The sequence below is a fragment of the Methylibium sp. genome (assembly GCF_031393925.1).
GTDB lineage: Bacteria > Pseudomonadota > Gammaproteobacteria > Burkholderiales > Burkholderiaceae_C > Methylibium.
Map to the genome: position 1 here is coordinate 1 of NZ_JANMWL010000307.1, position 18,671 is coordinate 18,671.

Annotated in this window: 18 protein-coding genes; 5 read left to right on the forward strand and 13 right to left on the reverse strand. The window is 69.7% G+C overall.

What is annotated here, in order from left to right:
• The 3 genes from RMO12_RS15650 to RMO12_RS15660 form a co-directional block, all read left to right on the forward strand.
• The coding region (locus RMO12_RS15650; protein WP_405029694.1) for an esterase/lipase family protein at positions 1–1,203 on the forward strand (1,203 nt) is incomplete at its 5' end.
• A 284-nt stretch (positions 1,204–1,487) separates the two neighbouring features.
• Positions 1,488–1,715 (forward strand): hypothetical protein, encoded by a 228-nt coding sequence (locus tag RMO12_RS15655; protein WP_309639980.1) that lies wholly within the window; start codon positions 1,488–1,490, stop codon positions 1,713–1,715.
• Positions 1,716–1,765: 50 nt separating this feature from the next.
• A complete protein-coding gene (locus RMO12_RS15660; RefSeq protein WP_309639981.1) occupies positions 1,766–1,957 on the forward strand; it encodes a hypothetical protein in 192 nt (63 codons plus the stop codon).
• Positions 1,958–2,123: 166 nt separating this feature from the next.
• Here the strand turns inward: RMO12_RS15660 and RMO12_RS15665 are convergent, their stop codons facing one another.
• Together RMO12_RS15665 and RMO12_RS15670 are read right to left on the reverse strand one after the other, a co-directional pair.
• A complete protein-coding gene (locus tag RMO12_RS15665) occupies positions 2,124–3,203 on the reverse strand; it encodes an alkene reductase (RefSeq protein WP_309639982.1) in 1,080 nt (359 codons plus the stop codon).
• Between the two features lie 178 nt (positions 3,204–3,381).
• On the reverse strand, positions 3,382–5,214 hold the full coding sequence (locus tag RMO12_RS15670; protein WP_309625202.1) for an OPT/YSL family transporter: 1,833 nt from the start codon (positions 5,212–5,214) through the stop codon (positions 3,382–3,384).
• A 200-nt stretch (positions 5,215–5,414) separates the two neighbouring features.
• Between RMO12_RS15670 and RMO12_RS15675 the strand changes: the two genes are divergently transcribed.
• Positions 5,415–5,909 carry a glutathione peroxidase gene (locus RMO12_RS15675; protein WP_309639983.1) on the forward strand — a complete coding sequence of 165 codons (495 nt, stop codon included), beginning with the start codon at positions 5,415–5,417 and terminating at the stop codon, positions 5,907–5,909.
• A gap of 27 nt (positions 5,910–5,936) precedes the next feature.
• Here the strand turns inward: RMO12_RS15675 and RMO12_RS15680 are convergent, their stop codons facing one another.
• Positions 5,937–6,956 carry a DUF6976 family protein gene (locus RMO12_RS15680; protein WP_309625192.1) on the reverse strand — a complete coding sequence of 340 codons (1,020 nt, stop codon included), beginning with the start codon at positions 6,954–6,956 and terminating at the stop codon, positions 5,937–5,939.
• A 7-nt stretch (positions 6,957–6,963) separates the two neighbouring features.
• The gene (locus RMO12_RS15685) at positions 6,964–7,716 is read right to left on the reverse strand and encodes a hypothetical protein (RefSeq protein WP_309639984.1); all 753 of its coding nucleotides are present in this window, start codon (positions 7,714–7,716) and stop codon (positions 6,964–6,966) included.
• Between the two features lie 175 nt (positions 7,717–7,891).
• On the opposite strand from RMO12_RS15685, the gene RMO12_RS15690 reads away from it, so the two are divergent.
• Positions 7,892–9,115, forward strand: coding sequence for an amino acid aminotransferase (locus RMO12_RS15690; RefSeq protein ID WP_309639985.1), 1,224 nt, complete (start codon positions 7,892–7,894; stop codon positions 9,113–9,115).
• A 35-nt stretch (positions 9,116–9,150) separates the two neighbouring features.
• Here RMO12_RS15690 and RMO12_RS15695 read toward each other — a convergent pair whose 3' ends face one another.
• The 9 genes from RMO12_RS15695 to RMO12_RS15735 form a co-directional block, all read right to left on the reverse strand.
• Positions 9,151–10,047 (reverse strand): EamA family transporter, encoded by an 897-nt coding sequence (locus RMO12_RS15695; RefSeq protein ID WP_309639986.1) that lies wholly within the window; start codon positions 10,045–10,047, stop codon positions 9,151–9,153.
• Between the two features lie 197 nt (positions 10,048–10,244).
• Positions 10,245–10,553, reverse strand: coding sequence for a hypothetical protein (locus RMO12_RS15700; protein ID WP_309639987.1), 309 nt, complete (start codon positions 10,551–10,553; stop codon positions 10,245–10,247).
• Positions 10,554–10,634: 81 nt separating this feature from the next.
• Entirely contained in the window at positions 10,635–10,988 is a 354-nt protein-coding gene (locus RMO12_RS15705; RefSeq protein WP_309626920.1) for a response regulator, read from the reverse strand.
• A 423-nt stretch (positions 10,989–11,411) separates the two neighbouring features.
• Positions 11,412–11,597 (reverse strand): CsbD family protein, encoded by a 186-nt coding sequence (locus RMO12_RS15710; RefSeq protein WP_309639988.1) that lies wholly within the window; start codon positions 11,595–11,597, stop codon positions 11,412–11,414.
• Between the two features lie 164 nt (positions 11,598–11,761).
• Complete coding sequence (locus RMO12_RS15715) at positions 11,762–12,583, reverse strand: general secretion pathway protein GspB (RefSeq protein WP_309639989.1); 822 nt, start codon at positions 12,581–12,583, stop codon at positions 11,762–11,764.
• 5 nt (positions 12,584–12,588) lie between these two features.
• The gene (locus RMO12_RS15720) at positions 12,589–14,313 is read right to left on the reverse strand and encodes an AAA family ATPase (RefSeq protein WP_309639990.1); all 1,725 of its coding nucleotides are present in this window, start codon (positions 14,311–14,313) and stop codon (positions 12,589–12,591) included.
• A 43-nt stretch (positions 14,314–14,356) separates the two neighbouring features.
• The gene (gene glcF / locus RMO12_RS15725; protein WP_309624964.1) at positions 14,357–15,718 is read right to left on the reverse strand and encodes a glycolate oxidase subunit GlcF; all 1,362 of its coding nucleotides are present in this window, start codon (positions 15,716–15,718) and stop codon (positions 14,357–14,359) included.
• A 122-nt stretch (positions 15,719–15,840) separates the two neighbouring features.
• Complete coding sequence (gene glcE / locus RMO12_RS15730; RefSeq protein ID WP_405029695.1) at positions 15,841–17,022, reverse strand: glycolate oxidase subunit GlcE; 1,182 nt, start codon at positions 17,020–17,022, stop codon at positions 15,841–15,843.
• Positions 17,023–17,042: 20 nt separating this feature from the next.
• Positions 17,043–18,563, reverse strand: a complete 1,521-nt coding sequence (locus tag RMO12_RS15735) for an FAD-linked oxidase C-terminal domain-containing protein (RefSeq protein ID WP_309639992.1) — start codon at positions 18,561–18,563, stop codon at positions 17,043–17,045.
• Positions 18,564–18,671 lie beyond the last annotated feature (108 nt).

Sequence of the window (18,671 nt, forward strand, 5' to 3'; positions counted from 1 at the left end):
GCCAGCGGCGACGAGGTCTGGCCGGGGCCGTGGTGGCGCATCCCGTTTTCGTCCTACGCCGAGCTGGCGCTCGAGCTCGATGCGCAGACCGGCGTGCCACTGCCTTCAAGGCTCGAAGCGAACGGCATCGCCGAGCAGGCCTTCGGCCGCGATTTCTACCGCCCCATCCTGAACACACTCACGCGCCACGGCGGCTATGTGCGCAGCGAGCCCGGCCGTGCCGCCAAGAAGGGCGAGCGCCGCGTCTACGTGTTCGCCTATGACTGGCGCCAGGACAACGTGCAGAGTGCGCGCGCGCTGCATGCGCTCATTGAAGCGGTGCGCCGCGACTACGCCGATCCAGCGCTGCGCGTGGACCTGGTGGCCCACAGCATGGGCGGGCTGATCGCGCGCTACTACCTGCGCTTTGGCACGCGCGATGTGCTTGACGGCCAGGAGCAGCAGGTCACCATGGAAGGCAGCAAGAGCGTGCGCAAGCTGGTGCTGCTGGGCACGCCCAACCTCGGCTCGGTGAGTTCATTGCATGCCTTCCTGAGCGGCGAGCCGGTGGGCTTCGGGCGCATCGCGCCCGCCACGCTGGCGACGATGCCGAGCGCCTACCAGCTGTTCCCGCATCCGCTGGCGAGCTGGCTGGTTGACATCGACGGCAAGCCGCGTGACGACGAGCTGTTCAGCGTGCAGACCTGGCAGCGTCATCGCTGGTCGATCTTCGATCCGTCGATGGTCGGTTCGCCCGGCATGGAGCCGCTCGTCAAGCATTTCACCCGGCAGCTCGAACGCGCGCGCCGTTTCGCCTGGATGCTGTCGGTGGCCGAGCCGGTGTCGCCGATTCGCTATGTGCTGTTCGGTGGCGACTGCCATCTCACGCCGGCCCGGCTGCTGCTGGAAGCCGAGGCCGGCCGCGACCGGGTGCGGCTCGCGCCCGCCGACATCCGCGCGCCGCGGCCCGGCGTGCGCTACGACGAGCTGATGCAGGAGCCCGGCGACGGCCGCGTCACCAAGCCTTCGCTGCTGGCGCGCGAGACGCTCGACCCGAGCGCGCCGCAGCACGAAGACAGCTTCCTGCCCATCGCCTACCCGTTCTTCCTGTGCGAGCACCACAGCTTTCTCACCGGCAACATCAACTTTCAGGACAACCTGCTGGGCGTATTGCTCACGCGCCACCTGCCGTGGGAAAACGAGCGCAGCGAAGCGCGGCCTTGACGCTGCCGACCCGCGGCGCAGGGGCGCCGTTCAGGCGCGATGCACACGGCCAGCTTGCCGCCCGGTCGCGCCATCCAGGCCTCTACGCACGGTTACGGTGGTGCTGCACCACGGGTCGACCGGCTGCGGCGGCAGCGACGAGAAGCGTCGGACGCGTGACCGCGGCGGTGTGACGCGCATCACGCGGCTTGATTGACACGGCGTGCACGTGCGGGTTGTCCCGCAGGATTTTTCGCTGGCATGCAAGCTGCAGTACCTCCTCATCCAAAGAGGGGGAGTTCCGCATGACGCTCAGTCTCGTGACCTGGCAACACCTGAAGCCCGCGCGCAACGCGGCGCTTGCGGGCTTGTCCTCGGTGCTACGGCTGGCGGCTCGCGGGCGCCGAGCCGGCCCGGCAGTGCCGGGCTGGCTCGACGGTTTGACCCGTGCCATGCGCTCGGCCGGTCCGGCCCGCGACGCGCGGCCCTTGCACGCGGTGCTGGCCGGCGGTGACCGCGCGTACGGCGACTGACGCGGCAAGCCTTGAATCCTTAAAAATCTTTCTTCACGGGACCCCGCACCATGAACCACCCACAGCACTTCAAGCTTGCTTCGTCGCCCGCATCCAGCGGTGCGCGCGACAGCGGGCACGGCGCGCTCGGGCCGGCCGGGTTGCGCGCCCAGGTATTGCCCACACGCCATGCGTCGGGGCAGCTCGAGCTGCCGCTGGTCATGCCGGCGGTGGGCGCTCGTCAAAGGTTGCGGACCGGTTGACGGCCACGGGGGGGTGGGCGGGTCGGGGAGGATGTGAGCGAGCCCCCGACCACCGCGTCCCACCCCCTTTTTTTTCCTTGACGGGCGCTTACGTGCATTCGGCGCAGCCGAAGGCCAGCTTGGCGTTGACGCTCTAGCGCCGTGCGTCAGCCACCCGCCCGACCCGTCACGCCGCTTGCAACGCCGGATAGTCCGTGTAGCCCTTGGCCCCACCGCCGTACAGCGTGTCCTGGTCCAGGGTGTTGAGCGGCGCGTCCTCGCGCAGGCGCTCCGCCAGGTCGGGGTTGCTGATGAACGGGCGCCCGAACGCCACCACGTCGGCCCGACCCGAGGCGACGGCGTCGAGCGCCATCTGCCGGTCGTAGCCGTTGTTGACCATCCACGGCGCCTTGGCGCGCTCGCGCAGCGCCTGGTAGTCGAACGGTGCCACATCGCGTACACCGGCGGTCGCGCCTTCGATCACGTGCAGGAAGGCGAGCTCGAGCGGCGCGAGCCGCTCGGCCACGTGGTTGAACAGCGGCTGCGGATTGGAGTCGCTGGCATCGTTGGAGGGCGTCACCGGTGAAAGCCGCAGGCCGGTGCGGCCGCTGCCGATCTCGGTGGTCACGGCCTGCATCACCTCGATGAGCAGGCGCGCACGGTTCTCGATCGAGCCGCCGTAGGCGTCGGTGCGCTGGTTCATGCCGTCGCGCAGGAACTGGTCGAGCAAATAGCCGTTGGCGCCATGCACCTCGACGCCGTCGAAGCCGGCTTCGATCGCGTTGCGCGCGGCCAGGCGGTACTGCTCGACGATGGCGGGCAGCTCTTCGAGCTTCAGCGCGCGCGGCGCCGACACGGCCTCGAAGCCCTTGGCGGTGTAGGTCTGGGTCTTCGCGGCAATCGCCGACGGCGCCACCGGCACTTCTCCGGCGGGCAGCAACGACACATGCGAGATGCGCCCCACATGCCAGAGCTGTACGACGATCTTGCCGCCGCGCTCATGCACGGCGCGCGTTACGGCCTTCCAGCCCTCGACCTGCTCGCGGCTGTAGATGCCGGGCGTGTCGAGATAGCCCTGGCCCAGCGGCGCGATCTGCGTCGCCTCGCTGACGATCAAACCGGCGCCCGCGCGCTGGCGGTAGTACAGGGCGGCCAGCGGAGAAGGCACGCGGCCCGCGGCGGCGCGGTTGCGGGTGAGCGGCGCCATCACGACGCGGTTGGCAAGGGCGATCTGGCCGAGGTGGATGGGATCGAAAAGGCTGGTCATGCGGAAGTCCTTGGCAGCAAATTAGCTGGGCGCACTGTAGGGGGATGCGCAAAGGCGCGCTGCTGCAAGTTCTCTCCAGCGTGCTTGCGCGGCGACCGGATTCGCCGTGAGCGGCTTGCGCTCGATTGGCGGCAAGCGAAAGCCAGGCACCCCGCGCCTGGGCGTGGTGAGCTTTTCTTCAGCCCACCAGCGTCCCGAGCAAGCCGGCCACTCCCAGCCCCAGCGCCGCCAGCGCATCGCCCGCGATCAGCCCGCCGCCGAGCAGCGAGCTGGTGCTCATGTCGCTGGGCAGCACCGCGTCCTCGGGTCGGCGGCCGCGCCGCGCGGTCACCCAGCCGGCCACGCTGCTGATCACGCCGCCGACGGCGAACCAGGCCGAGGTGGCCAGGCCCAGAAAGGCGCCGAAGGAGTAGGCATAGGGCGAGGGCAGCAGCACCGCGTCAATGACGAAGTCACTGGCGCCACCGGCCTTGCTGCCGCTCTTCATGCGCTGGTAGGCCGGCCGCGTGAACAGCCACAGGCGCAGCGACTGCACCAACAGGCCGAGCCCCACGCCGACCCAGATGGCGGTGCGCTGGTAGGGCTTGTCTTCGGTCAGGCTGCGCAGCGCGCCGACGAATTTGTAGGTCATGGCCGACTGCCACTGCGCGGGGGCCTCGCCGGCCTTCATCACCGTCTGGTCGAGCAGCAGCACCGGGTAGGCGCTCATGAACAACTGCGCGAAGCCGACCGAGAGCACCGCGCCCAACACGAGGCCGAGCACCTGGAAACGAAACTGGATGCTGCGCGGCGTGCCCAATCGCCAACCGGTGGAGCGGTCCTGCTGCATGTCGCCGGCCACGCTGCAGGAGATGAGCAGGATGCTGCCGGCCATCAGGCCGACGATCGGGTCGGTGAGGCCGAGTGCGGCCATCAGCACCACCGAGACCACGAAGGCCGACGAGATGGGGTTGGAGTCGCTGATGCCCAGCGAGATGCCGTTGACCATCGCCATCACGAACACCAGGCCCACCGCGAAGGCCATGAAGAACACCGGCTGGGCCAGCAGGTTGGCGCCGAGCCACACCACGGCTGCGGCCCAGAACAGCACCCACACGACGAGACGGCCGAAGTGGGTGCGCTTCCACGGCTCTTGCTCGACCTTCGGTGCGGCGCGCGGGTCGCGCCAGCGCGCCAGCGCCTCCAGCAGCACGCGGCCGATGTCGAGGATGGCCGCGCCCATGATCAGGCCCAGGCCGATCAGAAAGGTGATCTTGCGAAACGGGTCGCCTTCGTTCAACCAGCCGATGCCGATGAAGTACGGGATCAACGCCGTGCCGGTGAGCCCCGCGACGATGGCCGGTATGCCGATGCGCGCGCCCACCAGCATGCCGGCACCGAGCGTCGAGGTCGAGAGCTCGATGGCCCCGAGCGCCGCCATTTTGGTTGCGGCGAGGCCGCCGGCCATGCCCAGCGCCATGCCGCTGCCCAGGCGCGCAACCGAGCGTTTGAGCAGCACCGGGTCGGTGAGCGCGCGCAGGATGTTGGCAACGGCCAGGCCCGAGGGAAAGGTAAGCTGCAGGCGGTCGACCAGGATCGGCGTGTAGAGCATGCCCACGCCGGCACCGAACATGCCGATCGCGCCCATGAACAGCATCATTTGCCACACCGGCGGCTGCGGCAGGCCCATCCAGATCATCGCCTGCAGCAGCACGCCCATGCCCGCCATGCCGGCCACCGAGGCGGCCGCCGTTTGCATGTAGTTGGCGCCGTGCTTGCCTTCGGGGCCGTAGCCGAAGGTGACGGTGGAGCCGAGGATGCCCGCCAGCACCTGCCCGCCGACAAAAAAGCCGATCGAGAAGTTCATGTACGAGGCGGTCACGCCACCGAGCGGGCCGAGCACGAAGATGCCCAGCGCGGCGAGCAGCGCGTAATAGCGCCACGAGCCGATCGGCGGCAGCCAGTGCCAGCGCTGGCCGGCGGCGGGGGTCGTCGGGGCCGGCCCGGGGATGCTCGAGAGGGAAATGCTCATGTCGATGTGCGGCGTCGCGCGGCCCGGTGGAGCGGCGCGTGCCAGCCAGGAAAATTGGGTGGCCGAATTGTCGCGGCGGCGCTCAGTGCCGCGCTAGAGGTTTGCCCCCTGCCGGCCGCGCGGCCGGCAGGGTCGCTCGGGTCTGTCCGGCCAGACGCCCTGCGCCACGCCATAGCATTGCGCAACACGAAGGGACCCTGATGAGCAGCGTGTATGACTTCGACGCCCAGACCATCGACGGCGGCACCGTCTCGCTGGCCGATTACCGCGGCCGCGTGCTGCTCATCGTCAACACCGCCAGCGCCTGCGGCTTCACGCCGCAGTTCGGCGGGCTCGAAGCACTCTGGAAGGACTACGGCGGGCGCGGCCTCGCGGTGCTCGGCTTTCCGAGCAATGAATTCGGCAAGCAGGATCCGGGCAGCAACGCGGAGATCGCGAGTTTTTGCCAGCTCGAGTACGGCGTGAGTTTCCCGATGATGGCCAAGGTGGCGGTCAACGGCCGCGACGCCCACCCGCTCTACCAGTGGCTCGTCAAGGAAGCCAGGGGCCTGCTCGGCACCACGGCGATCAAGTGGAACTTCACCAAGTTTCTGGTCGGCAGGGACGGCCAGGTCATCAGGCGCTATGCGCCGATCGACAAGCCGGCGTCGCTGCAAAAGGACATCGAGGTGGCGCTCGCCGCGGCGGCGTCGTGAGGCGCCGCGAGCGCCGTCATTGCGGCTTCAGGCCCGATCGATCGTCAGCACCACCATGGTCTGGTTCAACAGCTGGTAGGCCACCTCGCCGAAGGTCATGGGGCCGGTGATGCCGGCCGTGCGCTTGCCCTCCAGCTCGGAGTACAGGTAGTTGAGGACGCAGTTGCAGCTCCAGGCGATGCCTTGGGCTTGGCTCGGCAAGGCCGCCGCCAGCGCGCGTTCGTAGTCCTGCACCGGCGCGGCGAGCCGGTATTCCGCGTCTTCGAACACCGGCGCGTAGAAGTCGACGCGGCGCTCGGCCGCATCCACGCCCTTGACCGAGACATTGATCATCGCGCCCGAGTAGTCGGCCACCAGCGGCAGGCGCGTGTCGATCGCCTTGCTCGTGAGGTAGTCGCAGAAGTTGGCCGGCTTGCCGTTGATGAGGCAATCGTGAGCCTGGAAGCCCGACGTCGGGAAGCGGATGCGGTCGCCCTGGCCCTGGGTGAACAGATTGACGATGTCCAGGCGCGCCAACTGATCCTGCGGCAGCGGCACGTGCATGACCAGCGCGCGTGCGGTGTCGAACTCGCCGGTCGCGCCGTTCATTACGCCGGGGGCGCGCTGGCCCAGGTCGTCGAGGTGGACGCCCGCGACCCAGCCGAGCAGCGGCTTCAGGTACATGTCCTCGTAGTGCGGTGCCTCGCGCGCGAATTGCGAATGCGCGTCGGTGAAGGCGGGCACGATGATGAGCGAATAGCCGTGCTCGGGGGCATCGACGCAGACGCGCCGCAAGGCCGTGCTGTCATACCAGCGCAGCTCGGGCGTGCCCGCGCCCGCGGGCAGCGGCGTCACAAACACCTGCTCGCGCGTGGTGCGACCACCATCCTGGCCCATGAAGTAGGGAATCGTGCCGCCGATCCAGGGCCCGCGTGGCAGGCGCCGCAGCAGCGCCTCCTCGCCGGCCACCATGTGGTGACCGCCGCCGCCGAGCACGACCTTGGCTTCGGCGATCGACAGGAGTGAGCCGGTCAGCGGCCGCAGCGATGAGGCGGGACGAGCGTTCATGGTGTGTTTATCCTGCCTTGAGCTGCGTCAGTTCGTGCGTCAGCACGCGCTCGTTCATGAGGAAAAAGCGATGCAGGTCGCGCAACTTGAGTTGGCGCCCCGACTCGTCGGTGACCAGCTCGAGCTGCGAGCGAACGCGCGTGAGCATGAGCTTGAGTCCGAGCGCGTGAATGTCGAGCGGTAGTTCGCCGTTGACCAAGCGCAGCCAGACCGGGTCCGATGCGTCGGGCACCCGGCCCACCGTCGCGGCGGCCGCCGGGCCGGCTGTCGGTACCGACGCCGTTGTCGGCGGCTTGGCCGCTGCGCTCGTCGCGGCCGCAATCGCCGCGCCCTGCCCCTGAGCCCGCGCGTTGTCCTGAGCGAAGCGGTAGCGCCACACGTCGCTCAGCGAAAGCTTCATGGCACTGCAGATGATCTGCAGCGCCACACCCTCGTTGGACAGCGCCTGCACCTGCAGCGCCAGCGCATTCGTGAACGGCAGACCGGCAGCACCCGTCCACAGCAGCTTGGGCAACTCGGTGTCGATCGGCACCGACACGTGAAGCACGAAGCGCAGCGTACCGAGGTTGACGTGCTGCCAGGTGTATTCCTGGGTCTTCGTGGGCGCCGACTTGGGTCGGCCGAACCAGCCGCGCTCGACCTGCGGGGTGATCCACACATCGCAGCGGCGCTTGCGCGGATCGATCTGGAAATCGCCGATTTCCCAGGCGCCCTGGATCAGCAACAGGTGACGCAGCAGCGCCTTGTCGGCTCCCAACATGAGCGGGTCTCCTTTACAGCCGTTGATGGACCGTTACTTCGCGGCCTTGCGGCGACCGGGCCATTCTGGCGCCGTCTGGACGGCGCGCCACGCCAGCGCTTCAAAAGGCAATACCAGCGCCGAAAAGCGCACGGATCGGGCGCTCGATAATGCTCGTCCATCGGGAGCGCAGCGCATGTTCAAACACGTCGAGCCCTATCCGGGCGACCCGATCTTCTCCCTCAACGAGGACTTCCAGAACGATCCACGGGCGCACAAGATCAATCTCGGCATCGGCATCTACTTCGACGAAGAGGGGCGCATCCCGGTGCTCGAGTCGGTGCGTCGCGCCGAGGCGAGGCTGCTCGCCGCGGGCGGCACCAAGGCCTACCTGCCGATCGAGGGCGCGGCCAATATGCGCGGCGCGGTGCAGGCGCTGCTGTTCGGCGCCGGCCATCCCGTGCTGAGCTCGGGACGCGTGGTGACGCTGCAGACGGTCGGCTCGAGCGGCGGGCTGAAGGTGGGTGCCGACTTCATTGCGCGCTGGTTGCCGGGCAGCCAGGTGTGGGTGAGCGACCCGACCTGGGACAACCACCGCGCGATGTTCGAAGGCGCGGGCCTGGTCGTTCACACCTATCCCTACTACGACGCTGGCGACGCGACGGCCCACCCTCCCCGGCCCGCGGGCGGCCTCGAGTTCGACGCCATGCTGGCCGCGCTCGCGGCGCTGCCACCGCGCAGCGTGGTGCTGCTGCACGCTTGCTGCCACAACCCGACCGGCGTGGACCTGAGCCGCGCGCAATGGGACGCGCTGATACCGCTGCTGCGCGAGCGTGAGTTGCTGCCTTACCTTGACCTCGCCTACCAGGGCTTCGGCGAAGGCATCGATGCCGATGCTTATGCGGTGCGTGCGCTCGCCGCGGCGGGAATCGGCTTCTTTGTCGCCAATTCGTTTTCCAAGAGCATGAGCGTTTACGGCGAGCGTTGCGGTGCGCTCAGCGTGGTGTGCCCCGACGCGCTTCAGGCCGAGCACGTGCTCGGGCAGTTGAAGGCCACGGTGCGGCGCAACTACTCCAGCCCGCCGATCCACGGCGGCCAGATCGTCGCTCTCGTGCTCGGTGAGCCCGAGCTGCGCGCGCTGTGGGAAGTCGAACTCGCGGCGATGCGCGCGCGCATCCTGGCGATGCGCCGTGCGCTGCACGATGCGCTTGTGGCCCGGTTGCCCGGCCACGACTTCGGCTACCTGCTGAGTCAGCGCGGCATGTTCAGCTACACCGGCCTCTGCGCGCCACAGGTCGACGTGTTGCGCGAGCAGCATGGTGTCTACCTCTTGCGTTCCGGACGCCTGTGCGTGGCCGGCCTCAACGAGCACAACCTTCGGGCCTCGGCCGACGCGTTGGCATCGGTCCTGGCGGGTTGATGGCGCGGCGCGTTCAGCGCCATGCAAGCGCCGCGTCAGGTCTCGGCGGTGGCGCGTACCGAGGCCGACGCCGCGCTGCGGCTCGCCAGCGTGTTGAGGGCCAGGCCCGCGATCACCAGTGCGGTGGCGCCGAGTTTCCAGGCCGGCATGGCCTCGTCGAGCCAGGCCGAGGAAGCGGCCATGCCGAACACCGGCACCAGCAGCGCGGCCGGGGTCACCGTGGCAGCCGGATGGCGCGCCAGCAGCCAGTTCCAGGCGCCGTAGCCGAACAGCGTGTTGCCCACGGACTGCCAGCCGACGGCCGCCCAGGCGTTCCAGCTGGCGCCAGTCAGGCTTGAAGCGATGCGCGCCGGGCCTTCCAGCGCGAGGCTCAGCACGGCCAGGGCGGGCGCGGCGAAGAGACTGCTCCAGACCATGAAGCCGAGCATGTCCACGCGCCCGGCCGACTTGGCCACCATGTTGGCCGCGGCCCAGGCCAGTGCTGCGGCGAGCACGAGCAGCAGGCCGAGTGCGGTGACGTCGTCGGTGTCGGCGTGCAGGGCAATGAGCGCCATGCCGGCCACTGCGAGCGCCAGCGCGGCGCCTTGGATCCGTCGCGGGCGCTCGCCGTCGAGCGTCATCGCCAGGCCGATGGTGAAGAACACCTGCACCTGGATCACCAGCGACGCCAGGCCGGGCGAGATGTCGGCGCGCAGGGCGTAGAAAAGCAGCCCGAACTGCCCGGCGCCGAGCAGCACGCCGAAGGCGGCGAGCGTGCGCCAGGGCAGTGACGGGCGGCGCACGAACAGCAGCAGCGGAAACGCCGACAACGCGAATCTCAGGGTGGCAAACAGCAGCGGCGGCAACTCGGCCAGGCCCCATTTGATGACCACGAAATTGGTGCCCCAGACGAACGCGACGGCCAGGGCCAGCAACAGGTGGGACAGGGGCATGCGCCCAGTGTAGGAGGCGGGTTTGCGTTGCGCCAGGGCGTGGGTCGCGGTCACGTCGAGGCGCCGCACGCTTTGTCGCCTCATCGTCGCGCCGAGCCGACCTTGCCTGCGTCTGGCGCGTCGGTGAGTTTGCGGCGGGCCCTGGACACTGCCCACTGCCGCCGGCAGCGCGAACAGGCTGGTCGCTGCGCTGCTGCTCAGGCCTGAGCAGCTTGCTTACAGACGTTGCCGCCCACGACGGTCAGTCGCAGGTTGCCGCCGTGCCACTCCAGCCAGTTGAGGGCCACGTAGTCGTCGATGAAGCCGTCGCCGATGAGGTCGGCACGTCGGCTCTTGAGGAGATCCACGGCCTCTTGCAGTCCGTTTTGCAGCGCCTCGCGGCGCAGCCGGCGGTCTTCCAGGGCCGCCAGCATCGCAACGGCCGCGACGCGCTTGGCGCTGGCGCGCTTGCGCGGCGCCGAAACCACGGGTATGCCACGCTGCGCACCACTATCCATCGACTTCATGGGGGTCTTGATAGGTTTCTCCAGAAGAGGCAAACACAGTAACAGCACCCGCGCTGGCGTGGTCGGTATTTGTACGCACGGTCAGCCACGCGGCATCACCGCCAGCAGCGCCGCGGGATCGAGTGGCTTGGCCAGAAAGTGGTCGATGCCGCAGACGGCGGCGGTTTCGCGGTCGACCGCCCGCGCCCAGCCGGTGGTCGCGATGAGGATCATGCGGTGCTCGCGGTCATCACGGCGAAGGCGCCGCGCGATGTCGAAGCCGTCGAGCCCGGGCAGATCGATGTCGAGCAGCACGCAGCGAGGCTGCCACTGCTGGATGGCCGGCAGCGCGTGCAGGCCGTCGTTTTCGGTGCGCACGTCGTAGCCCTCGAGCTGCAGCAGAGCGGCCAGTGTGTCGGCACCGTCCTTGTCGTCGTCAACCACCAAGACCCGCACGCGCGCAAGCGCATTTACAGGGGAGTGCGCTGTCATAGCTTGCATGGGGCCGCCCGTCGTGAGTGTGCGCCGCTTTGATGCCGACTCGGCAGTTTGCGGACAAGCGGTCGTGCCCGCAAGGTTGCGGCCGGTAAAGGTCGCAAGCGTTAAGGCGCGGGCTTCCGGTCGGCCTCAGCCGCCATCGACACCTCGCGTGTTCGACCATGCTGCGCGGTGTCGTTCCAGTGGCCGCGGCCTTGACCACCTCGAACAGCTGCACCGTTGCTGCTCGCCACGTCCCAGAACTCCGCGCGATCGTTGCGAACTTCTAGCAGCCCAAGATCTCGGAATCGATGGCCCGCCGTTAGGGCTGCGGTGCCTCCGGCAGGGCCGGAGGCACCAGCGTTTCGGCGCGTGTCGGCGCTGGCGTGGCCGAACACGGCGTCACGCCTTGTCGATCACGCCCTTGGCCTTTTCCTTGGCATCGCCATAGCTGGCCTGGCCCTTGCCGGTCGCCTGGTCAACCTTGCCTTCCGTCTTCAGCCGGCTGTTGTCGGTGACCTTGCCGGCGGCTTCCTTGATCTTGCCCTTGACCTGCTCCACGCGACCCTTCACTTGGTCCTTGTTCATGCTGCGTCCTTTCGAATCGGCCTGCCATGCTGCGCACGATGCGCGAACACCCGACCGAAGCGTCCAATGTGGCAGCGGCTTGAAGCGCTTTCTGCCGGGCGGTGCCTCATCGGGCTGTAGGACGGGGAGCACACGCGCTGGGCGGTGCGAGTGGATGCGCGCGATCAATAGAAAACCTCGTAGCGGTGGCCCTTGAAGCGCAGCACGGCGGACTTGAGCCTGATCTGCTCGAGCAGCAGGTCGGTGGCCGGCTTGTCGCCCTCGTGAAAGACTTGCCCATTGACGATGAGAAAGCGGCTGGCCGGCAGCGGCGAATAAACCGAGCCGCCGATCACCAGCTGCGGCAGCTGACGCTGAATGTCCTGCGGTAGTTCGCTGACTGCCGCGATGCGGGCTTCTGGCACTGAGGCGGCACTCCCGAGCGCCGCGCTGGCTGGCGCGGCCGGCGCCGACGCAGGCAACCCAGGCGACGCCGTGCGCGGCCCGGCCGCTGCCACCGGGGCCTCGGCCTTGCGGACGATGGGCGCGGCCTGCGGCGGCGGCGCGGGAATGGCCGGCCGTGGCACCGGTGGCACTGGCGGGTTCGCCGCCGCCGCGACCGCCGCCGCCCGGGCTGGCACGCCGGCGGTCGGTGCGGCCGGGGGTGCGCTCGGTGCTGCGCTCGCAGGCGACCCCATCGGCGCCGGGACCGACGCGGTCACGGGCGCTGGCAGCGACGACGCCACCGCCACGCGCGCCGCTGGCTCCGGCACGTCGAGCGCCGCGGCCGCAGGCGCCTCGCGACCGAACGGCAACCACGCCAGTACGCCCACCAGCAGCAGCGCAAGCCCGACCACGACCCACACCAGCGGGTTGAGACCGCGCGCGCCGTCGTCTGCCTCCGCGCCGCTGGCGGCCACCGGCTTTGCGTGAAGGCCGGGGACAGCACCGCGCTCGCGCTCGCGCTCGGAATCGGCCCGTCTGAGCGCGTCGAGGATGTAAGACATGGTTCTTACCTTTGAGCGTCCAGGCGCGGTTCGTCCACGCCGCTGGCGCGGTTGAGCTGCATCAGCGTCATCGGGCCGACCAGGCCGTCGGGTTTGAGCCCCTGCGCGAGCTGGAAGGCGGCGATGCGTGAACGCAGCGCGCCTTCGGTGGCCTCGTTGCGCCCCGGCGCCGGCTGCCCTTGCGCACGCGCCAGCTGGGTCGACAACCACTCGGCCACCGGCGCAGAACCACTGCCCATGATGTCGCTGCGCCAGCCCTCGGGCGCGCGCCAGAAGGTCGCGAAATCGCCGCGCCACAGCGTGACGAGAGACGCGAGCGGTACATCAAATGTGCGGCCGCCCACGCGCAAGGTGGCGTTCGTGCCATGCAGGCCGGTGAGCAAGGCATAGGCCACCCGGCCCTGGTCGCCATGCAGGCTCACGATGCCGGGGCGGTCGAGTTGGCGGATCAGCGCCAGGCTGGTGCTGCTGCGAAAGCACTGCACCTGCCGGCGCTGTGCGAGCCGGCACGGGTCGCCGTCGTCGAGCTGGAGACTCCAGGCCGCGGCAAGCAGGCGCCAGGCCTCCTTCTCGTCGTCGATGAGGGAGTCGAAGGCGGCGTTCAGATCGGTGCTGGCGGACGCGGCACTCGCGGGCGCGGTGCTGGCCGACGCGGCCCCCGAGGGCGCGGCCGAGCGGGCCATCACGCCCGACGGGGAAACGCCCGACGCGCGCGGCGCCCGCCCGGTGGGCGCGCGATCGGCCGCGAGCGCCGAGACGGCCGCAACGGCCGACAGCGCACCCGACTCGCGCGGCGTGCCGCCATTCACCGCCGCGAGCATCACGCCGAGCAGCGCGCCGCCCAATGCGGCGCCGAGGCCGAGCACGGCCATGGGGCGTCGCCCGAAGCGTTGGCGCGCGGCGGGCTCGGCCTGGTCGAACACCTCGCGCGCCGCCTTGTCGACGATCTCCACGCCGACATCGCCCTTGCCCGTGGCGTAGGCACCAAGCAGCGCGCGGTCGCACAGCAGGTTGATGCGCCGCGGCACGCCGCGCGTCCAGTGATGCACGCGCCGCATCGCCGGGCGGTCGAAGGGGTGGCCGCCGGTCATGCCCGCCACGGCGAGCCGGTGGCGGATGTATTGCACCGTCTCGGCCTGCGACAGTGCTTCGAGGTGAAAGCGCGCGATCACCCGTTGCGCCAGTTGTTCCAGCTCCGGGCGTGCGAGCATCGTGCGCAGTTCGGGCTGGCCGATCAGCACGATCTGCAGCAGCTTGCGCTCGTTGGTCTCGAGGTTGGTCAGCAGGCGCAGTTGCTCGAGCACGTCGGCCGAGAGACTCTGTGCCTCGTCGATGATGAGCACGTTGTTCTGCCCGACCGCATGCGTGTCGAGCAAAAATTTGTTGAGCGGGTCGAGATGGTCCTTGACCGTCGGCACACCGGGCCCGCGGTGCTCGTAGGGAATGTGGAACTCGTCGCACACCGACTTGAGCAGCTCGGCCACGGTGAGCTTGGGATTGAAGATGTAGGCGACATTGCAGCGCCTCGGAATCTGCTCCAGGAAGCAGCGGCACACGGTGGTCTTGCCGGCGCCGATCTCGCCGGTCAGCAGCACGAAGCCGCCGCCGCCGCCCACGCCGTAGAGCAGGTGGGCGAGCGCCTCGCGGTGGCGCTCGCTCATGAACAGATAGCGCGGGTCGGGCGCGATCGAGAACGGCGCCTGCTTGAGGCCGAAGAACTGCTGGTACATGGTCAAAGCATACGTGCGCGGCCGGCGCGGGCTTACCGGTCGCTCAGCCGCCCAACGCCTGATCGAGCACCTCGACCCAATGCCGCACCGGCGTGGCGGTGCCGCTTTGCAGGTGCTGGATGCAGCCGATGTTGGCCGACACGATGGTGTCGGCGCCCAGCGGCGCCAGCGCCGCGAGTTTGCGGTCGCGCAGTTGCGTGGCCAGCGCGGGCTGCAGCACCGAGTAGGTTCCCGCCGAGCCGCAGCACAGGTGGCTTTCGCCCGGCGCCACGGCGATGTCGAAACCGAGTTCGCCCAAGCCCGCCTCGACGCCGCCGCGCAGCTGTTGGCCGTGCTGCAAGGTGCAGGGCGGATGGAACGCCAGGCGCTCCCTCCGCCCTTGGGCGGATGCGAATGCCGCCTCCCCCGCCGAGCGGTCGTGCGCCTGCGGCGTCGACCGCGTTGCGGTGTCACCTGCTCCCCCTCCCGCCTCCCCCGCCGAGCGGGGGAGGAGATGGGCCAGCTTCGGCTTGAGAAGCGGCACCAGCTCGGGTAGCAGCTCGGAGAGGTCGCGCGTCAGGGCGCTGATCTTCTGCGCGCGCTCGGCGTAGGCCGGGTCGTGCCGGAGGTGGTGCGCGTATTCCTTGACCATCACGCCGCAGCCGGACGCGTTCATCACGATCGCCTCGACCTTGCCCTCGCCCGTCAGGCCCTCGACCAGCGGCCACCAGGCGTCGACGTTGCGCCGCATGTCGGCCAAGCCCCCCTCGTGGTCGCTCAGATGGGCGCGGATCGCCCCGCAGCAGCCGGCGTCGTCGGCCACCAGGGTCTGGATGCCGGCGGCGTCGAGCACGCGCGCGGTCGCGCTGTTGATGTTGGGCGCCATCGAGGGCTGCACGCAGCCGAGCAGCATCAGCACCTTGCGCGCGTGGCGGCGCGTCGGCCAGCGGTGCGCCTCTGCCGGCGCCCGCGCCGGCACCTTGGCCTTGAGCGCGGCCGGCACCAGCGGGCGAAACAGCTGGCCGAGCTTCATCGCCGGGGCGAACAGCGGCGAGGTCAGGCCTTCGCGCAGCGCGGCGCGCGCCGCACGCTCGGCGCGCGGGCGCTCGACCTGCGCGTCAACCATGCGCCGGCCGATGTCAACCAGCGCGCCGTATTGCACGCCCGAGGGGCAGGTTGTCTCGCAGTTGCGGCAGGTCAGGCAGCGGTCGAGGTGGAGCTGCGTCTTGCGCGTGGGCGTGGCGCCTTCGAGCACCTGTTTGATCAGGTAGATGCGTCCGCGCGGGCCGTCGAGCTCGTCGCCGAGCAATTGGTAGGTCGGGCAGGTGGCGGTGCAAAAACCGCAATGAACGCACTTGCGCAGGATCGCTTCGGCCTCGGTGCCGTCGGTCGTGCCCTGGTACTTCGGAGCGAGGGTGGTTTGCATGGTCTTGTCTGAAAGGAGAAGCGGCGGCGGTTCAGGCCCGCAGCGCCGGGCGCGGCCCTGCGTCGCCGACGATCGGCGCCAGGCACAGCGCCGGCAACACCGGCGCCAGCTGATTCAGCGGACTAGAACTCGGGGTACAGCCGGCCACGGTTGAACACGCCGTGAGGGTCGAACTCGCGCTTGAGCCCGTGGTGGATGCGTGCCAGTGGCGGCGCCAGCGGCGTGAAAGCGCCGACCGATTTGTCGCCGCCGCGAAACAGTGTGGCGTGGCCGCCGCCGCGCTCGGCCGCGGCGCGCACCGTTTGCGCGCTGGCGGTCGTACACCACCATCGCTGGGCGCCGCCCCACTCGATGAGCTGCGCGCCCGGTAGCAGGATCGGCCGGGCAGTCTGCGGCAACGACAGGCGCCACAGCGCGCCGGCCGGATGCGCCGTCACCGCCGCCCGCGCCCGCGCGAAGAACTCGTCCTCGTGGTCGCGCAGGCCCTCCCAGAACGGTTGGGCCAGTGCGCCTTCGATGCGCTCCCCGCCGAGCGAAGCGACCGCCGCGTCGACCGCCGCCCGCGCGCCGCAGAGGCGCACGAGCAGCATGCCGTCCCACCACGCGCTGGCATTCACCGGTAGCGGCCGGCCGCCCCACTGGTGCAGTTGCGCGAGCGCGCTTGCCTCGTCGAACTCGAAGCGCAGGGTCGCGGTGGCCGGCGCCAGCGGCAGCACCTTGAGCGACACCTCCAGGATCACGCCCAGCACGCCCAGCGATCCGGCGAGCAGGCGCGAGACGTCGTAGCCGGCCACGTTCTTGATGACCTGCCCGCCGAAGCTCAGCACCTCGCCGCGGCCGTTGAGCAAGCTCGCGCCGAGCACATGGTCACGCAGCGAGCCGGCGCTGGCGCGGCTGGGACCGCTCAGGCCCGCGGCGACCATGCCGCCCACCGTGCCACGCGCCCCGCCCTGTTGCGGCGTGGTGGGCAAGTCGCTGCCGCGCCCGGCCGCGTTGCCTGCAAAGCGCGGCGGCTCGAAGGGCAGGCACTGGCCATGCTCGGCTAGCGCGGCCTCCAGCTCGATGAGCGGCGTGCCGGCGCGCACCGTGACCACCAGCTCGGTGGGCTCGTAGCTGGAGATGCCGGCCAGCGCGGTGGTGTCGAGCGCCATGCCGCTGACCGCGCCGCCGTAGAAGGCCTTGGAGCCGTGGCCAATGATCGCCAGCGGCCTGCCGTCGGCGCTGGCAGCGCGCACGCGATCGACCAGCTCGGCCAGCGCCGCGTCGGGACGCGCCAGCGCGGGGGCCGTTTCTTGCAGCAGCATCGTCATCTTTTAAGTGGCAATCAAAACCGCGGCAATTCAGGAAACGGCAGCAGTCCCTTCTTGACGTGCATCCGTCCGTACTCGGCGCAGCGGTGCAAGGTGGGAATCGCCTTGCCGGGGTTGAGCAGGCCACGCGGGTCGAAGGCGCGCTTGACGCCGAACATCTGCTCGCGCTCCTCGGGCGTGAACTGCACGCACATCGAGCTGAGCTTCTCGACGCCCACGCCATGCTCGCCGGTGACGGTGCCGCCGAGCGCGACGCTGGTCTCCAGGATGTCGGCGCCGAACAGTTCGGCGCGGTGCAGCTGGTCGGCGTCGTTGGCGTCGAACAGGATCAGCGGATGCAGGTTGCCGTCGCCGGCATGAAAGACGTTGCAGCAGCGCAGCCCGTACTTGCCTTCCATGGCACTGATGCGCGTCAGGATCTCGGCCAGCTTCTTGCGCGGAATGGTGGAGTCCATGCACATGTAGTCGGGGCTGATGCGCCCGCTGGCCGGAAAGGCGTTCATGCGCCCGCTCCAGAACCGGACGCGCTCGGCCTCGTCGCGACTGATCTCGAAGCGCGTCGCGCCCGCCTGCTCCATCACCGCCACCATGCGCACGATCTCTTCTTCCACCTCTTCGGGCGTGCCGTCGCTTTCGCAGATGAGGATGGCCGCGGCGTCGAGGTCGTAGCCGACCTTCACGTAGTCCTCGACCGCCGCTGTCATGGGCTTGTCCATCATCTCCAGCGCGGCCGGGATGATGCCGGCGCCGATCAGCGCGGCGACGGCGTGGCCGGCCTTCTGCACGTCATCGAAGCTGGCGAGGATGGCGCGCGCCACCACCGGCTTGGGCACCAGTTTGACGGTGACCTCGAGCGTCACCGCCAGCATGCCCTCGGAGCCGATCACCGCGGCCAGCAGGTCCAGGCCCGCCGAGTCGAGCGCCTCGGAGCCGAAGCTGACCGCCTCGCCCTCGACCGTGTAGCCGCGCACGCACAGCACGTTGTGCAGGGTCAGGCCGTACTTCAGGCAATGCATGCCGCCGGAGTTCTCGGCCACGTTGCCGCCGATGGTGCAGGCGATCTTGCTGCTCGGGTCGGGCGCGTAGTAGAGGCCATGCGGTGACGCCGCCTCGCTGATGGCGGCATTGCGCACGCCGCTTTGCACGACGGCCAAGCGCGCGAGCGGATCGACCCTCACGATCTTGTTGAACTTGGCAAGCGACAAGGTCACCCCCAGCTCGTGCGGCATGGCGCCACCCGAGAGGCCGGTGCCGGCGCCGCGCGCCACCACCGGCACGCCCAGCGCGTGGCAGGCCTGGAGCACGGCCGCGACCTGCGGCTCGGTTTCTGGCAGCGCCACCACCAGCGGTTGGGCGCGGTAGGCGGTCAGGCCGTCGCACTCATAGGCGATGGTGTCCTCACGGTGCCAGAGCAGGGCATGTGCCGGCAACACCTTGGCGAGCGCGGCAACCACTTCGTCCTGTCGGCGCGTGCGGCTGGCCGCGTCGGTTGCGCTGTCGGGCCGCAGCGTTTGGGGTGGGGTGGGGGCGTTCATCGCGGTTCCTCGGGAGCGCGGGCGCAAGCTTAAGCGCTGCGGAGCGGGTGAGCCACCGGCGCGGGTTCGGACGGTCACGATGGCCGCAGCGCCAACCGCAGCGGTTGG

Excerpts from the sequence above, each read along its gene's own strand:
- RMO12_RS15680 (WP_309625192.1), bottom strand. The coding sequence starts at position 6,956 with ATGAACGCTCGTCCCGCCTCATCGCTGCGGCCGCTGACCGGCTCACTC.
- glcE (WP_405029695.1), bottom strand. The coding sequence starts at position 17,022 with ATGCTGCTGCAAGAAACGGCCCCCGCGCTGGCGCGTCCCGACGCGGCG.
- glcF (WP_309624964.1), bottom strand. The coding sequence starts at position 15,718 with ATGCAAACCACCCTCGCTCCGAAGTACCAGGGCACGACCGACGGCACC.
- RMO12_RS15670 (WP_309625202.1), bottom strand. The coding sequence starts at position 5,214 with ATGAGCATTTCCCTCTCGAGCATCCCCGGGCCGGCCCCGACGACCCCC.
- RMO12_RS15675 (WP_309639983.1), top strand. The coding sequence starts at position 5,415 with ATGAGCAGCGTGTATGACTTCGACGCCCAGACCATCGACGGCGGCACC.
- RMO12_RS15685 (WP_309639984.1), bottom strand. The coding sequence starts at position 7,716 with ATGTTGGGAGCCGACAAGGCGCTGCTGCGTCACCTGTTGCTGATCCAG.
- RMO12_RS15715 (WP_309639989.1), bottom strand. The coding sequence starts at position 12,583 with ATGTCTTACATCCTCGACGCGCTCAGACGGGCCGATTCCGAGCGCGAG.
- RMO12_RS15700 (WP_309639987.1), bottom strand. The coding sequence starts at position 10,553 with ATGAAGTCGATGGATAGTGGTGCGCAGCGTGGCATACCCGTGGTTTCG.
- RMO12_RS15665 (WP_309639982.1), bottom strand. The coding sequence starts at position 3,203 with ATGACCAGCCTTTTCGATCCCATCCACCTCGGCCAGATCGCCCTTGCC.
- RMO12_RS15710 (WP_309639988.1), bottom strand. The coding sequence starts at position 11,597 with ATGAACAAGGACCAAGTGAAGGGTCGCGTGGAGCAGGTCAAGGGCAAG.
- RMO12_RS15660 (WP_309639981.1), top strand. The coding sequence starts at position 1,766 with ATGAACCACCCACAGCACTTCAAGCTTGCTTCGTCGCCCGCATCCAGC.
- RMO12_RS15695 (WP_309639986.1), bottom strand. The coding sequence starts at position 10,047 with ATGCCCCTGTCCCACCTGTTGCTGGCCCTGGCCGTCGCGTTCGTCTGG.
- RMO12_RS15720 (WP_309639990.1), bottom strand. The coding sequence starts at position 14,313 with ATGTACCAGCAGTTCTTCGGCCTCAAGCAGGCGCCGTTCTCGATCGCG.
- RMO12_RS15655 (WP_309639980.1), top strand. The coding sequence starts at position 1,488 with ATGACGCTCAGTCTCGTGACCTGGCAACACCTGAAGCCCGCGCGCAAC.
- RMO12_RS15735 (WP_309639992.1), bottom strand. The coding sequence starts at position 18,563 with ATGAACGCCCCCACCCCACCCCAAACGCTGCGGCCCGACAGCGCAACC.
- RMO12_RS15690 (WP_309639985.1), top strand. The coding sequence starts at position 7,892 with ATGTTCAAACACGTCGAGCCCTATCCGGGCGACCCGATCTTCTCCCTC.